This is a genomic window from Micromonospora sp. IBSANI012 (assembly GCF_052814045.1).
The window spans coordinates 2,549,784-2,563,213 of record NZ_CP199933.1 but is presented as its reverse complement, the minus strand read 5'-3'; the positions used below and the strand labels follow the sequence as shown (position 1 = coordinate 2,563,213).

14 protein-coding genes are annotated in these 13,430 nt (G+C 73.3%); 6 read left to right on the top strand and 8 right to left on the bottom strand.

Annotated elements, in window-relative coordinates; all coding sequences use genetic code 11:
* Positions 1-3: 3 nt before the first annotated feature.
* The 5 genes from ACTWM8_RS11755 to ACTWM8_RS11735 form a co-directional block, all read right to left on the bottom strand.
* Entirely contained in the window at positions 4-696 is a 693-nt protein-coding gene (locus tag ACTWM8_RS11755; RefSeq protein ID WP_357618058.1) for an ABC transporter ATP-binding protein, read from the bottom strand.
* Positions 683-1,444 carry an ABC transporter ATP-binding protein gene (locus tag ACTWM8_RS11750; RefSeq protein WP_088962787.1) on the bottom strand — a complete coding sequence of 254 codons (762 nt, stop codon included), beginning with the start codon at positions 1,442-1,444 and terminating at the stop codon, positions 683-685. The genes ACTWM8_RS11755 and ACTWM8_RS11750 overlap by 14 nt, the downstream gene beginning before the upstream one ends.
* Positions 1,445-1,781: 337 nt before the next feature.
* Positions 1,782-2,858, bottom strand: a complete 1,077-nt coding sequence (locus ACTWM8_RS11745; RefSeq protein ID WP_446213845.1) for a zinc-binding dehydrogenase — start codon at positions 2,856-2,858, stop codon at positions 1,782-1,784.
* Positions 2,855-4,297, bottom strand: a complete 1,443-nt coding sequence (locus ACTWM8_RS11740; RefSeq protein WP_446213844.1) for an aldehyde dehydrogenase family protein — start codon at positions 4,295-4,297, stop codon at positions 2,855-2,857. Before ACTWM8_RS11740 ends, ACTWM8_RS11745 begins: the two co-directional genes overlap by 4 nt.
* Positions 4,298-4,341: 44 nt before the next feature.
* Positions 4,342-4,995 (bottom strand): TetR/AcrR family transcriptional regulator, encoded by a 654-nt coding sequence (locus ACTWM8_RS11735; protein WP_446213843.1) that lies wholly within the window; start codon positions 4,993-4,995, stop codon positions 4,342-4,344.
* An 87-nt stretch (positions 4,996-5,082) separates the two neighbouring features.
* Here ACTWM8_RS11735 and ACTWM8_RS11730 point away from each other — a divergent pair, with 87 nt between their 5' ends.
* Complete coding sequence (locus tag ACTWM8_RS11730; protein WP_446213842.1) at positions 5,083-6,255, top strand: acyl-CoA dehydrogenase family protein; 1,173 nt, start codon at positions 5,083-5,085, stop codon at positions 6,253-6,255.
* Between the two features lie 218 nt (positions 6,256-6,473).
* Here ACTWM8_RS11730 and ACTWM8_RS11725 read toward each other — a convergent pair whose 3' ends face one another.
* Both ACTWM8_RS11725 and ACTWM8_RS11720 read right to left on the bottom strand, forming a co-directional pair.
* Positions 6,474-7,511: an aminotransferase class V-fold PLP-dependent enzyme gene (locus ACTWM8_RS11725; RefSeq protein ID WP_446213841.1), complete on the bottom strand. Its 1,038-nt coding sequence runs from the start codon at positions 7,509-7,511 to the stop codon at positions 6,474-6,476.
* Positions 7,512-7,603: 92 nt separating this feature from the next.
* A complete protein-coding gene (locus tag ACTWM8_RS11720; protein WP_446213840.1) occupies positions 7,604-8,014 on the bottom strand; it encodes an NUDIX hydrolase in 411 nt (136 codons plus the stop codon).
* 164 nt (positions 8,015-8,178) lie between these two features.
* Between ACTWM8_RS11720 and ACTWM8_RS11715 the strand changes: the two genes are divergently transcribed.
* The 3 genes from ACTWM8_RS11715 to ACTWM8_RS11705 are packed head-to-tail and all read left to right on the top strand — an operon-like array spanning position 8,179 to position 9,472.
* The gene (locus tag ACTWM8_RS11715; RefSeq protein ID WP_446213839.1) at positions 8,179-8,631 is read left to right on the top strand and encodes an SRPBCC family protein; all 453 of its coding nucleotides are present in this window, start codon (positions 8,179-8,181) and stop codon (positions 8,629-8,631) included.
* A gap of 56 nt (positions 8,632-8,687) precedes the next feature.
* A complete protein-coding gene (locus ACTWM8_RS11710) occupies positions 8,688-8,981 on the top strand; it encodes an ArsR/SmtB family transcription factor (RefSeq protein WP_446214527.1) in 294 nt (97 codons plus the stop codon).
* A 47-nt stretch (positions 8,982-9,028) separates the two neighbouring features.
* Positions 9,029-9,472, top strand: coding sequence for an SRPBCC family protein (locus ACTWM8_RS11705; protein ID WP_446213838.1), 444 nt, complete (start codon positions 9,029-9,031; stop codon positions 9,470-9,472).
* Positions 9,473-9,606: 134 nt separating this feature from the next.
* On the opposite strand, the gene ACTWM8_RS11700 is transcribed toward ACTWM8_RS11705, so the two are convergent.
* Complete coding sequence (locus tag ACTWM8_RS11700) at positions 9,607-10,998, bottom strand: cation:dicarboxylate symporter family transporter (protein WP_446213837.1); 1,392 nt, start codon at positions 10,996-10,998, stop codon at positions 9,607-9,609.
* Between the two features lie 115 nt (positions 10,999-11,113).
* On the opposite strand from ACTWM8_RS11700, the gene ACTWM8_RS11695 reads away from it, so the two are divergent.
* Both ACTWM8_RS11695 and ACTWM8_RS11690 read left to right on the top strand, forming a co-directional pair.
* Positions 11,114-12,700, top strand: coding sequence for a sensor histidine kinase (locus ACTWM8_RS11695; protein ID WP_446213836.1), 1,587 nt, complete (start codon positions 11,114-11,116; stop codon positions 12,698-12,700).
* The gene (locus ACTWM8_RS11690; RefSeq protein WP_446213835.1) at positions 12,697-13,380 is read left to right on the top strand and encodes a response regulator; all 684 of its coding nucleotides are present in this window, start codon (positions 12,697-12,699) and stop codon (positions 13,378-13,380) included. Before ACTWM8_RS11695 ends, ACTWM8_RS11690 begins: the two co-directional genes overlap by 4 nt.
* The last annotated feature ends 50 nt before the right edge of the window (positions 13,381-13,430 follow it).

Below are 13,430 nucleotides of genomic sequence, written 5' to 3'. Positions count from 1 at the left end.
AATTCAGATACCGAGGTACGCCAGCAGCTCGCGCTCCCGCGAGCGCACCTCGGAGTTCGCCATCGCCTCCACGACGCGTCCCTCGGCCAGCAGGTAGTGCCGGTCGGCGACGCCGGTGGCGAAGTGCAGGTTCTGCTCGACCAGCAGCACGGTCACCCCGTGCGTCTTGGCCTCCCGCAGCAGGTCGCCGACCTGCTGCACGAGCAGCGGCGACAGGCCCTCGGTGGGCTCGTCGCAGAGCAGCAGCCGGGCGCCCATCCGCAGCACCCGGGCCAGGGCGAGCATCTGCTGCTCGCCGCCGGAGAGCATGGTCGCCGCCGAGTCGCGTCGGCTGTACAGGGCGGGGAACGCCTCGTACACCCGCTCCAGCGGCCACGGGTCGGGGCCGACCCGCGGCGGCAGCGTCAGGTTCTCGGTGACGCTGAGGGTGGCGTACGCGCCCCGGTCGTCGGGCACCCAGCCGAGGCCGAGCCGCGCCCGCTTGTACGCCGGCAGCCGGCTGATGTCCCGCCCGTCCAGCTCGACGGTGCCGCGCTGGCCGGCGTGCAGCCCCATCACGCAGCGCAGCAGGGTGGACTTGCCGGCGCCGTTGCGCCCGACCAGGGTGACCACCTCGCCGGCGGCGACCTCCAGGCTCACCTCCCGCAGCACCTGCGCCTCGCCGTAGAAGGCGGAGAGGGTGTCAATGCGCAGCATCAGCGGCTCCCAGGTAGGCGGTGATGACCCGCTCGTCGGCGCGGACCTGCTCGTACGGGCCCTCGACCAGCACCGTGCCGGCCTGCAGCACGGTGACGGTGTCGGCGAGGCGGCCGACGACGCTCATGTTGTGCTCGACCATCACCACGGTCCGGCCGGCCCGGACCCGGGCGATCAGCTCCACCGTGCGGTCGACGTCCTCCAACCCCATCCCGGCGGTCGGCTCGTCGAGCAGCAGCACCTTCGGGTCCAGGGCGAGGGCGATGGCCAGCTCCAGGGCGCGCTTGCGCCCGTACGCCAGCGCCTCGGCCGGGGCCTCGGCCAGCGCGCCGAGCCCGACCATGTCCAGCAGTTCGTCGGCGCGTTCCCGGTAGCGGCCCATCAGCTTGGCCGACCGCCAGAACCGCCAGCCGAGCCCGCTCGGGCTCTGCAACGCCAGCTCGACGTGCTCGCGGGCGGACAGCTGCGGGAACAGGCTGGTGATCTGGAACGAGCGGGCCACCCCGAGCCGGGCCACCTGCTCCGGGGGCAGGCCGGTGACGTCCCGGCCGTCCAGCTCGATGCGACCCTCGGTCGGCGGCAGGAAGCCGGTGAGCAGGTTGAACAGGGTGGTCTTGCCGGCACCGTTGGGGCCGACGAGCGCGTGCACGCTCTCCGGGGCGATGTCGAGGTCGACGTGGTCGACCGCGCGGAAGCCCCGGAAGTCACGGGTCAGCCCGCGCGCCGACAGGAGCGCTTGCCCGGCCATCGCCTCATCCTCCGCAGGTCACTGGCGACGGCCGGGTCGGTGACCGGGGTCACAGGGCCGTCGCGTGGAGGAAACCTACGGGGAACGGCCGGAGTGCAGCCATGTCGGTCCGCCACACTTTCCGGCCCGTCGGCGCGGGGTCGGTCGACATGAGCACCGGTCGGGAGCGGCCCGCAGGGGATTGACAGGCGTGAGCGGATGGTCCGGGAAACCGCTCCCATGTGGCCCGGCCACCTGACCGGCGGGGGCGTGGCTGGCGTGGCCGGCCGCGCCCGCGGGCGCGGCCGGCCACCTCCCGCGGGTCGCCGGACCGCGACTCCGACGGCGGCCGGACAGGTCAGTCGGGGAAGGTGACCACCCAGCGGGCGCCCTCGCCCCGGGCGAGCCGGTCGAACGCCTCCGGCGCCTCGTCGAGGGTGACCAGCCCGCTGATCAGCGGAGTCAGGTCGAGCGTGCCGTCGCCGACCTCGCGGGCCAGGCCCGGCACCTCCCGGTCGGGATCGGACGAGCCGTACACCGAGGAGCGCAGCGTCCGGGCGGAGTGGAAGATGTCCAGCGCGGAGAGGGTGACCAGGTCGTCCTTGCCGCCCATGCCCACCACGGTGACCGCTCCCCCGCGCCGGGTGAGCCGCCAGGCCGTCCGGATGGTGGCCGCCCGCCCCACGCACTCGAAGGCGTGGTCGACCCCGCGCCCCTCGGTGAGCGCCCGGATCTCCTTCGACAGCCGGTCGTCGGGCGCGAGGAAGTGCGTCGCCCCGGCGGCGAGGGCCAGGCCCCGCTTCGCCTCGGCCACGTCGACCGCGACGATCGGGGCGGCGCCGGCGGCCCGGGCGGCGGTGAGCACCGACAGGCCGACCCCGCCGAGGCCGATCACCGCGACCGACTCGCCGGCGGCGACGCGGGCGGTGTTGCGGACCGCGCCGGTGCCGGTGAGCACGGCGCAGCCGAGCAGGGCGGCCCGCTCCGGCGGCAGGTCGTCGGGGACGGCGACGACGGCGGCCTCGGGCACCACCACCTCCTCGGCGAACGCGCCGAGCCCGAGCGTGACGTGCAACGCCTCGCCGTCGGCGGTCTCGCCGCGCGGCACCGCCGGGGCGGTGTTGGCGGCGCAGAGCCACGGCTCGCCGTGCCGGCAGTGCCAGCAGCGCCGGCAGGCGGGCGCCCAGTTGAGCACCACCTGCGTACCGACCGGCACAGCGGCGCCGGGGCCGGCCTCGACCACCACGCCGGCCGCCTCGTGCCCCAGCACCAGCGGGTACGCGGGCGCGAGGGTGCCGTTGACCATGGACAGGTCGGAGTGGCAGACGCCGGCGGCGCGGACACGGACCCGCAGCTCGCCGGGGCCGGGCGCGGGCAGGCGGATCTCCTCGATGCGCAGCGGCGCGCCGGGCGCGCGGGCGACCAGCGCCCTCACCGCTGGATCGCCTTGATCTCGCGGAACTCGTCGATGCCGTACGGGCCCAGCTCCCGGCCCAGGCCGGACTGCTTGTAGCCGCCGAACGGCGCCCGCGGGTTGAACCCGCCGCCGTTGACGTCCACCTGGCCGGTACGCAGCCGCCGGGCCACCGCCAGCGCCCGGTCGGCGTCGGCGGACCAGACCGCGCCGGCCAGGCCGTAGCGGGAGTTGTTGGCGATGGCGACGGCCTCGTCGTCGTCGCCGAACGGGATGACGGCGAGCACCGGGCCGAAGACCTCCTCCTGGGCGAGCGCGCTGTCGGGGTGCACGTCGGCCAGCACGGTCGGGGCGACGAAGTGCCCCCGGGGCGGCAGCGGGGCGTCCGGGCCACCGCAGACGAGGCGCGCCCCGTCGGCGAGGGCGCGGTCGACGTGGCCGCGCACCCGCTCGGCCTGGGCGGCGGAGACCAGCGGGCCGAGCCGAGTGTCCGGGTCGAACGGATCCCCCGGCCGGTACGCCGCGGCGGCCCGGGCGACCAGCTCGAGCGCCTCGTCGTACCGGTCGCGGTGGACCAGCATCCGGGTCCACGCGGTGCAGGTCTGCCCGGAGTTGAGCAGTGCGTTGCCCACCCCGACCTTGACGGCGGTGGGCAGGTCGGCGTCGGCGAGGATCAGGTTGGCCGACTTGCCGCCCAGCTCCAGGGCCACCCGGGCGATCCGGTCGGCGGCGAGGTGGGCGATCCGGCGGCCGGTGGCGGTGGACCCGGTGAACGAGACCATGTCCACGTCGGGGTGGGCGGCCAGGGCCTCGCCGACCACCGGCCCGGCGCCGGGGACCAGGTTGACCACACCGGCGGGCAGCCCGGCCTCGGCGACCGCGTCGAAGAGCAGGTACGCCGTCAGCGGGGTCAGCTCGCTGGGCTTGAGCACCACCGTGCAGCCGGCGGCCAGGGCGGGCGCCAGCTTGGCGACGACCTGGTGCAGCGGGTAGTTCCACGGGGTGATCGCGCCGACCACGCCGACCGGTTCGCGGACGACGAGCGAGTTGCCGATCGTCTCCTCGGCGGGTGGCCGGGCGGCCAGCTCGACGCAGTCGCGCAGCACGGTCAGCGGCAGGCCGGTCTGCACGCGGGCGGCCAGCTTGAGCGGGGTGCCGAGTTCGAGCGCGACGGTCCGGGCGATGTCCTCGGCGCGGGCGGTCAGCGCGGCGAGCAGCCGGTCGAGGTGGGCGGCGCGCTCGGCCGGCGCGGTGGCCGCCCAGCCGGGGAAGGCGGCCCGGGCGGCGGCGACGGCCCGGTCGACGTCGGCCGGGGTGCCGGCCGGCACCTGCCCGAGGGTCTCCCCGGTGGCCGGGTTCTCCACGTCGATCGGCTCGTTCCCGGTCGGGTCGGCCCAGGCGCCGCCGAGGTAGAGGTGACGGCGGACCAGGAGCGCGGGGGGCGCGGCGGCGAGATCCATGTCGTCCTTCGGGGGTGAGGAAACTAGCGCTGGGAGTTTTGACGCTACCCGTTCGTCCCGGGTGGTTCCACCGCGAGTACGCGCCGGTGTTCGGCGGCGATGCCGTCCAGCAGCGCGTCCAGGCCGAGGGCGAAGGCGCCCTCGTCCACGCTGCGCTGGTGCTCGGCGAGCCGGTGTGCCTGGCCCAGGTGCGGGTAGTGCGCGGCGTACAGCTCGGGGTCCTCGACGAAGCCGCGGGCGAACGAGCCGAGCGCCGACCCGGCGACGAAGTACCGCATCGCCGCGCCCACGTGGGTGGCCCGGGCTGGCGGCCAGCCAGCCTTGACCAGTGCCCCGTAGACGGCGTCGGCCATGGCCAGCGCGGCCGGCCGCCGCCCCGGACCCTGGGCCAGGTAGGGCACGACGTTCGGGTGCGCGGTCAGCGCCGCCCGGTACGACCAGGCCCAGCGGCGCAGCGCCTCGCGCCAGTCGTGGCGGGCGAAGGCGCCGGTGTCGACGGCGGCGGTGACGCTGTCGGCGACCGCGTCCAGGATGGCCTCGCGGCTGGCGAAGTGGTTGTAGAGCGAGGGCCCGCGCACGCCGAGCGCGGCGGCGAGCCGGCGGGTGGAGAAGGCGCCCAGCCCGTCGGCGTCGATCAGCGCCAGGGCCGCGGCGACGATCCGCTCCCGGGTGAGCACGGGCTGCCGGGGTCGGGGCACATGGACTCCTCGGGGGGGTCTGGACGACACAAAACTTACACCGCTAGTTTATCCGGGACGGCCACCACGACGCCGGAAGGGACCAGCATGGATTTCTCACTGACCGACGAGGAGCGGGCGATCCGGGACACCGTCCGGTCGTTCATCACCCGGGAGGTGATGCCGCTGGAGCAGGAGGTGCTGCGCCGCGAGCGCGCGCACCAGCCCGGCGTGACCCGCGACGAGTTGCGCGAGCTCCAGCAGAAGGCGAAGAAGTTCGGCTTCTGGGGGCTGGCCACCCCCGAGGAGTACGGCGGGATGGACCTGCCCGCCGTCATGCAGTCGCTGATCTGGACGGAGCTGGGGCGCACCTTCGTGCCGTTCCGCTTCGGCGGCGAGGCCGACAACATCCTCTTCCACGCCACCGAGGAGCAGAAGCGCGAGTTCCTGCTGCCCACCATCGAGGGCGAGCGGATCTCCTGCTTCGCCATCACCGAGCCGGGCGCCGGGTCGGACGCGGCGAACATCCGGCTGGCGGCCCGCCGCGACGGCGACGACTGGATCCTCGACGGCGAGAAGACCTTCATCACAGGAGGCAACGACGCCGACTTCGCCATCGTGGTCGCGGTGACCGACCGGGAGAAGGGCGCTCGCAACGGCGGGGCGACCGCGTTCCTGGTGGACCGGGCGATGGGCTGGCGCTCGGAGTTCATCCAGACCATGGGCGAGGGCGGGCCGGCGTCGCTGATCTTCGACGGCGTACGGGTGCCGCACCGCAACATCCTCGGCGAGATCGGTCAGGGCTTCACGCTGGGCATGGAGTGGATCGGCAAGGGCCGCTACACCATCCCGTCGCACGCCATCGGCATCGCCGAGCGGGCGTTGCAGATGGCCATCGACTACGCCAACACCCGGGAGACCTTCGGCGCGAAGATCGGCACCAACCAGGCCATCCAGTGGATGATCGCCGACTCGGAGACCGAGCTGGAGGCGGCCCGCTGGCTGGTGCTGCGCTCCGCCTGGACGGTCGACCAGGGCATGGACCCCCGGCACGCCTCCTCGATGGGCAAGCTCTACGGCGCCGGCATGGTCAACCGGGTGGTGGACCGGGTGCTCCAGATCCACGGCGGCATGGGCTACACCCGGGAACTGCCGGTCGAGCGCTGGTACCGGCAGGTGCGGCTCTATCGGATCTTCGAGGGCACCGACGAGATGCAGCGGCTGATCATCTCGCGGGACCTGCTGCGCGGGTACACGAAGATCGGCGGTCACCTGGCCTGAGTCCGCGCCGGCTCGTCATTTTTCCCGCCTGCCCCGGTGCCTGATCGGCCAGGGCACGCCTCAGGTGGCCCGTCCGAAGCCGATGACGAGGGTCGAGGAGCCGGCGGCTCGGGTCGAGGAGTTGGCGGCCCGGTGAGCCGGGCTGCTCGGGTGGGCGGCGATGGCAGCCGCCCACCCGCACGCTCGCCCGCCACGTGACCCGAGCGGGCTCAGCGGGCTCAGCCGGTCAGCGCCGTCAGGGCGGCGTCCACATCGGCCTCGGTGGAGTACACGTGGAAGGAGGCGCGGACCCGCCCGGCGCGCACCGCTGCCCGGATTCCGGCCCGCTCCAGCCGCTGCTCGGCGTCGGGCACGTCGACGGCGACGATGGCGCTCTCCCCCGGCGGCCGACCCAGCCCGGTCAGGAACCGGTTGGCCAGCGCCACGTTGTGCGCCCGGATCGCCGGCACGCCGATCTCGGCGACCACCTCCAGTGCGGGCGCCGCGCCGACCCAGCTGAACCAGGCGGGCGAGATGTCGAACCGGCGGGCGTCGTCCGCCAGCCGCAGCGGCGGGCCGTAGTAGGAGGCGTGCGGGTCAGCGCCCGCGTACCAACCGGCGGCGTCCGGACGCAGCCGCTCGCGCAGCTCGGGCGCCAGGTAGGCGTACGCGCAGCCGCGCGGGCCCATCAGCCACTTGTACCCCGCCACCGCCACCACGTCGGCCCGGCTCCCGTCGAACGGCAGCCAACCACACGCCTGGGTCGCGTCCACCGCGACCAGCGCACCGTGCGCCCGGGCCGCGGCCACGATCTCGTCGTACGCCGCCACGGCGCCGTCGGCGGACTGCACCAGGCTGAACGCGACCAGATCGGTGTCGGCGTCGATCGCGTCGACCAGCCCCGTCAGCGGCACGGTGCGGACCCGGACGCCGCGCTCCTCCTGAACCAGCCAGGGAAACAGGTTCGAGGTGAACTCGACCTCGGGGACCACCACGTTCGCGCCCGCCGGGAGGGCCGCCGCGACCGGTGCGAGGAGCTGGGACACGGCCGCGCCGACCGCCACGTCCCCGGCCGGTACGCCGACCAGGCCGGCGAACGCGGCCCGGGCCCGGTCCACCGACTGCCCCCAGCCCTCCCAGGAGCTGCTCCCGGTCCGCCAGTCGGCCAGCGCCTCCTGCAATGCCGTCCAGGCCGGCTCGGGTGGGAGCCCGTAGGAGGCGGTGTTCAACCAGCCGGGCTCCGGCTTCCACAACTGCTGCGCCTGCTCGATGTCCACCCCACTGACGCTAGGCGGGGTGGCGTCGGATGGGCACGGCCAATCGGCGACCGGCGGCCTGCGGCCTGCGGCACGAGGCGTTGGATGCGCACCTAGGCGGCGTCGAGGTGAAGAGGTAGGACCAGCGCGGTGGAGACCGCCAGCTCCCGATCGAGTGCCTCGTGGCGGGGGACGAAGACCATTGCCCCGCCCTCACCGAGCACCACGTCCTTCTGGCGTGCGTCGGTGGTGCCGCGGAAGACGTGGACCGTGACCGTGTGCGGAAAGCCCTCCTCGTACGGGCGCGGGCCGGTCCAGAGGAGGTGCAGCTTGCCGGCGGTGAGGCCGGTTTCCTCCAGCAGTTCCCGGCGGGCGGCCTCCTCCGGCGTCTCGCCGGGTTCAAGGTGGCCGCCGGGCAGACTCCACTGGTTCGGCGAGGCGGAGGTGTGCTCGTCGCTGTGCTGCAGAAGGATCGCGCCCGAGGGGTCGACGAGCAGGACGAGCGCGACGTCATAACTTGCCATCGCGAAACCGTGCCATGCCGGGTTCCTCCCGCGCTGACCGTGTGCGGTCCACCGGCTCTGGGGTAGTTGCTCCTCCACCAAGAAGCAACCAATGGTTGCGCGACGGCGGGTGGTCGACTAACGTGACGTGCAACCAAGGGTTGCATATCAAGGAGTGGCAGAGCATGGAGCACGGCAGCATCGAACGAGAGATCCACGTCGACGCCTCGCCGGAGGTGGTCTTCGAGGTCGTCAGCAGCCCGGAGCACATCTCGGAATGGTGGACCGACGACGCCGACTTCGAGGCGACTCCCGGCGCGGTCGGCGAGCTCGTCTGGGGCGACCGGGCACAGGTCGTCCCGATGGTCGTGGTGAACGCCGAGCCGCCTCGACTGTTCTCGTTCCGCTGGTGTCATCCCGAGGGCCGGGTCGACGACCCGGCCACCTCGCTGCTGGTCACCTTCGAACTCACCCCGTCGGGCACGGGCACCAGGATCCGGCTCACCGAGACCGGGTTCCGGGAGATGGGTTGGGAGGCCGCGAAGCTGGAGGAGCTGTACCGCGACCACGTCGCCGGCTGGGACACCTTCGTCCCCCGACTCGGGGAGTACCTCGCCCGGCTGGTGTCGACCCGGTGACCGCCGCCGTCGACGACGACCTGTGGTCCGCGGTGGGGGATCCGACCCGTCGGCGGATGCTCGACCTGCTCCTGGCGGATGGCGACGGCACGGCCACCAGCCTCAGTGAGCGGCTGCCCGTGACACGGCAGGCCATCGCGAAACACCTCGGCGTGCTCGACCGGGTGGGCCTGGTGCGCTCCACCCCCGCCGGGCGCGAGCGAAGGTACCGGGTGGACGAGGCGCAGCTCGCCCGGGCGGTCGCGCAACTGTCCTCGGTCGGAGCGGCGTGGGACGCCCGGCTCCGGCGCATCAAGCGGATCGCCGAGGCTGTCCAGCGCACGAAGGACCAGCGCGGCATCCAGCAATGACGTCATGAGGGTCATCCGAGAACCGACACCGGAGAGAAGGATCGAACATGGTGGACATCCTGCACAAAGTCGGAATCCCGTCGTCCACGGCCGAGGTCTACACGGCCCTGACCACCGTCGAGGGACTTGCCGGCTGGTGGACGACCAACACCCAGGGCGTCGGCGACGGCCTCGGCGGCGTGCTCCAGTTCCGGTTCGCAGCCGGCGGATTCGACATGAAGGTCCTCGAGCTCGACCCCGGCAGGCGCGTGCTGTGGGAGGTGGTCGACGGACCCGACGAGTGGATCGGCACGCAGGTGGACTGGCGCCTCGCTCAGGTCGACGACTACACCGTCGTGCTCTTCAGCCACCGGGGCTGGAAGGAGCCGGTGGATTTCATGCACCACTGCAGCACCAAGTGGGCGGTCTACCTGCTGAGCCTGAAGTCGCTGATCGAGACCGGAAAGGGCGCTCCGCATCCCCACGACGTCAAGATTGACAGCTGGGACTGAGGGTCCGCTCAGTCACGAAGGGTCGCGCAGCGGCGCGGACGTCACGGCGCCACCTCCACCGGCAGCATCGCTGCCGGTGGAGGTGGCGGGGGCGCTCGGCCGGCGCGGCCCCTGGTGGTTCCGCGACGGCGGCGTCAGGCCGGTACGCCGGCCAGGGCGGTCGATTCGTCGGCCGGCCGCCGCGCGGCGGGCTCGCCCTCGTCGGCGTCCTCATCGAGCATGGTCGACTCGTCGAACGGGTCGTCGCCGCTCAGCACCCGATCGGCCCTGTCCCGGTCGAACTCTCCCGTCCAGGTCCCGACCAGCACGGTCGCGACCGCGTTGCCGGCGAAGTTGGTCAGCGCCCGCGCCTCCGACATGAACCGGTCGATCCCCACGATCAGACCGACCCCGTCGACCAGGTCCGGCCGGTGCGACTGGAGCCCACCGGCAAGCGTGGCCAGCCCGGCACCCGTCACCCCGGCGGCGCCCTTCGACGCGATGACCATGAACAGCAGCAGCGACACCTGCTCGCCGATCGACAGCGGCTTGCCCAGCGCGTCGGCGATGAACAGCGACGCCATGGTCAGGTAGATCGCCGTTCCGTCCAGGTTGAACGAGTACCCGGTCGGCACCGTGATGCCGACCACCGACTTGCTCACCCCGACGTGCTCCATCTTCGCGATCAGCCGCGGCAGCGCCGACTCCGAGGACGAGGTCGACAGGATCAGCAGGAACTCCCGGCCCAGGTAGCGCAGCAGCGAGAAGATCGAGATCCGGGCCACGAACCACAGCAGCGCACCCAGCACCACCAGCACGAAGATCAGACAGGTCGCGTAGAAGCCGAGCATGATCTGCGCGAGGCTCTTCAGCGCGTCCATCCCGGTGGCGCCGACCACGGCGGCGATGGCGCCGAAGGCGCCGATCGGGGCCAGCCACATGATCATGGCGAGCACCTTGAAGACCAGCCGCTGGAGCAGGCCCACGGCGTTCAGCACCGGCTCGCCGCGCCGGCCCAGGCTCTGCACGGCGAAGCCGACCAGCAGCGCCACGAGCAGCGTCTGGAGCACCTCCCCCTCGGTCAGCGCGGAGAAGAGCGTGGTCGGGATGACTCCGAGCAGGAAGTCGACGGTCCCACCGGCCGCGTCGCCGGCCGCGGCCTTGCCCGAGCCGGCGAGGTCCTGCCCCAGGTCGAGCCCGGAGCCGGGGTGGATGAGGTTGCCGACCACCAGGCCGATGGCGAGCGCGACGGTCGACATGACCAGGAAGTAGCCGAGGGCGAGGCCGCCGACCTTGCCGACCTTCGCCGCCTGCCGGACCGAGCCGACGCCGAGCACGATGGTGCAGAAGATGACCGGGCTGATCATCATTTTGATCAGGTTGACGAAGCCGGTTCCGAGCGGCTTGAGTTCCTTGCCGACCTCGGGGGCGGCGAGGCCGACCACGACGCCGGCCAGCACGGCCACGATGACGGCCAGGTAGAGGTAACGGGTACGGTCCCGACGGACCGGGGGTGACGGTGTGGTGGTGGATGTGGTGGTGTCCATGTCGACAATGTGAAGCGCGTCTCACCACATGGCAGCCTTGCGGTCATTCTGTTCATCCCGTCGGAGCACGCGCGACGCGTGCCGGTGACGATGGCGCGGACGAGGAGGGGAAAACATGGCCCGGAGGCAGTGGAGCATCGCAGGGCAGCTGTTCGCTCTCCAGGCCGTGGTGGTGACCCTGCTCGTCCTGGCCGGCGCCACCGGGGCCGTCTGGTTGGCCCGCAGTGACTCCCGGCAGGCGGCGCAGGAGGAGGTGCTCGCGGTGGCGCAGACCGTCGCCCGCTCCCCCGACGTCCGCGCGGCGCTGCGCAGCGCCGACCCCAGCGCCGCCCTCCAGCCGTACGCGGAGTCCACCCGGGTGGCGACCGGCACCGACTTCGTGGTGGTGATGGCGCCCGACCGGACCCGTTACTCGCACCCGCACCCGCACCGGATCGGCCAGCCGTTCGTCGGCGACATCGGGCCGGCTCTGGCCGGCCGGCCATTCACCACCACCAACGTGGGCACGCTCGGCGAGTCGGTGCGCGCGGTGGTGCCGGTGTACGACGACGAGCGGATCGTCGGCCTGGTCTCGGTCGGCATCACCACCGAGGCGATCGATCGCAAGCTGCTCGGCCAGTGGCCGGTGCTGCTCGGCGTCGCCGCACCGGCGCTCGCCCTCGCGGCCACCGGCTCCTGGCTGCTCAGCCGTCGGCTGCGCCGGCAGACGCACGGCCTCGGGCCGGCCCAGATGACCCGGATGTACGAGTACTACGACGCGGTGCTGCACTCGGTGCGGGAAGGCCTGCTGGTGCTGACCACCGACCGCCGGGTGGCGTTGGTCAACGACGAGGGCCGCCGGCTGCTCGGGCTGGACGCGGACGCGCCGCTGACCGACCGGCCGGTGGCCGGGATCGACCTGCCGCCCGCGGTGGCCGAGCTGTTGACGTCGGCCCGGGAGGCTCGCGACGAGCCCGTCCTGGCCGGTGACCGGGTGCTGGTCGCCAACCAGCGGACCGCCCGCTTCGAGGGCATCGCGCTCGGCACGGTGCTCACCCTGCGCGACCAGACCGAGCTGCGCACGCTCGCCAGCGAACTCGACTCGGTACGCGCGTTGACCGAGGCGTTGCAGGCGCAGACCCACGAGTCGGCCAACCGGCTGCACACCGTGCTGACTCTCGTGGAGCTGGGCCGTACCGACGAGGCGGTCCGCCTGGCCACCCGGGACCTGGCCGCGGCGCAGCAGCTCACCGACCGGGTGGTCGGCGCGGTGACCGAGCCGGCGCTGGCCGCCCTGCTGCTCGGCAAGTCGGCCCAGGCCGGTGAGCGCGGCGTGGACCTGGTGATCGACCCGGAGTGCCGGCTCGACGGCAGCCCCCTGCCCAGCGCTGACCTGCTCACCGTGGTGGGCAACCTGGTGGACAACGCGCTGGAGGCGGTCGCCGGCAACCCGCCGCCGCGGCGGGTCCAGGTCTTCGTCGGCGCGGTCGACGGCGAACTGGTGGTCCGGGTCGATGACAACGGCCCGGGACTGGACCCGGAGCGGGTGAACGACGCGTTCCGGCGCGGCTGGTCCACCAAGAGCGCCGGCCGCGGCCTCGGCCTGGCGCTGGTCGGGCAGGTGGTCCGCCGGCACGGGGGCAGCTACGAGGTGGACCGCTCGAACGACGGCGGGAGCCTGTTCACCGTCCGGCTGCCGGTCGGGGGCGGCGAGGCCCGATGAACGACATCCGGGTGCTGGTGGTCGAGGACGAGCCGCTGCTGGCCGAGGCGCACACCGCGTACACCGAGCGGGTGCCGGGTTTCGTCGTGGCCGGGGTGGCGCACACCGGCCGGGAGGCGATGGCGGCGCTGCGCCGGCGCGGCGGCACGGACATCGACCTGGTGCTGTTGGATTTCCGCCTGCCCGACGTGCACGGCCTGGACGTCTGCCGGGCCCTGCGGGCGGCGGGCAGCAGCGTCGACGTGCTCGCGGTGACCTCGGCCCGGGACCTGGCGGTGGTCCGTACCGCGGTCTCCCTCGGGGTGACCCACTACCTGCTCAAGCCGTTCACCTTCGCCGCCTTCCGCGACAAGCTGGAGCGCTACGCCGACTACCGCCGGCAGGCGCTCGCCGACGGCGAGGTGGCCGCCCAGCACGAGGTGGACCGGATGTTCGCCACCCTGCGCGGCGCCGCCCCGCACACGCTGCCCAAGGGGCTGGACGTGCAGACCTTGAACCGGGTGCTCTCCGCGCTGGCGGAGCGGGCGGGCCAGTCCGCAAGCGAGGTCAGCCAGGCGACCGGGATCTCCCGGGTCACCGCCCGGCGTTACCTGGAGTACCTGGTGACCATCGAGCGGGCGGTGCGGGTCCCCCGCTACGGCACCCCGGGCCGCCCCGAGGTCGAGTACCGGCCGGTGTGACCGGTGCGGCGCCGGCGTGCGGCTAGATGGCCGGCGCCAGGACCCGGCGG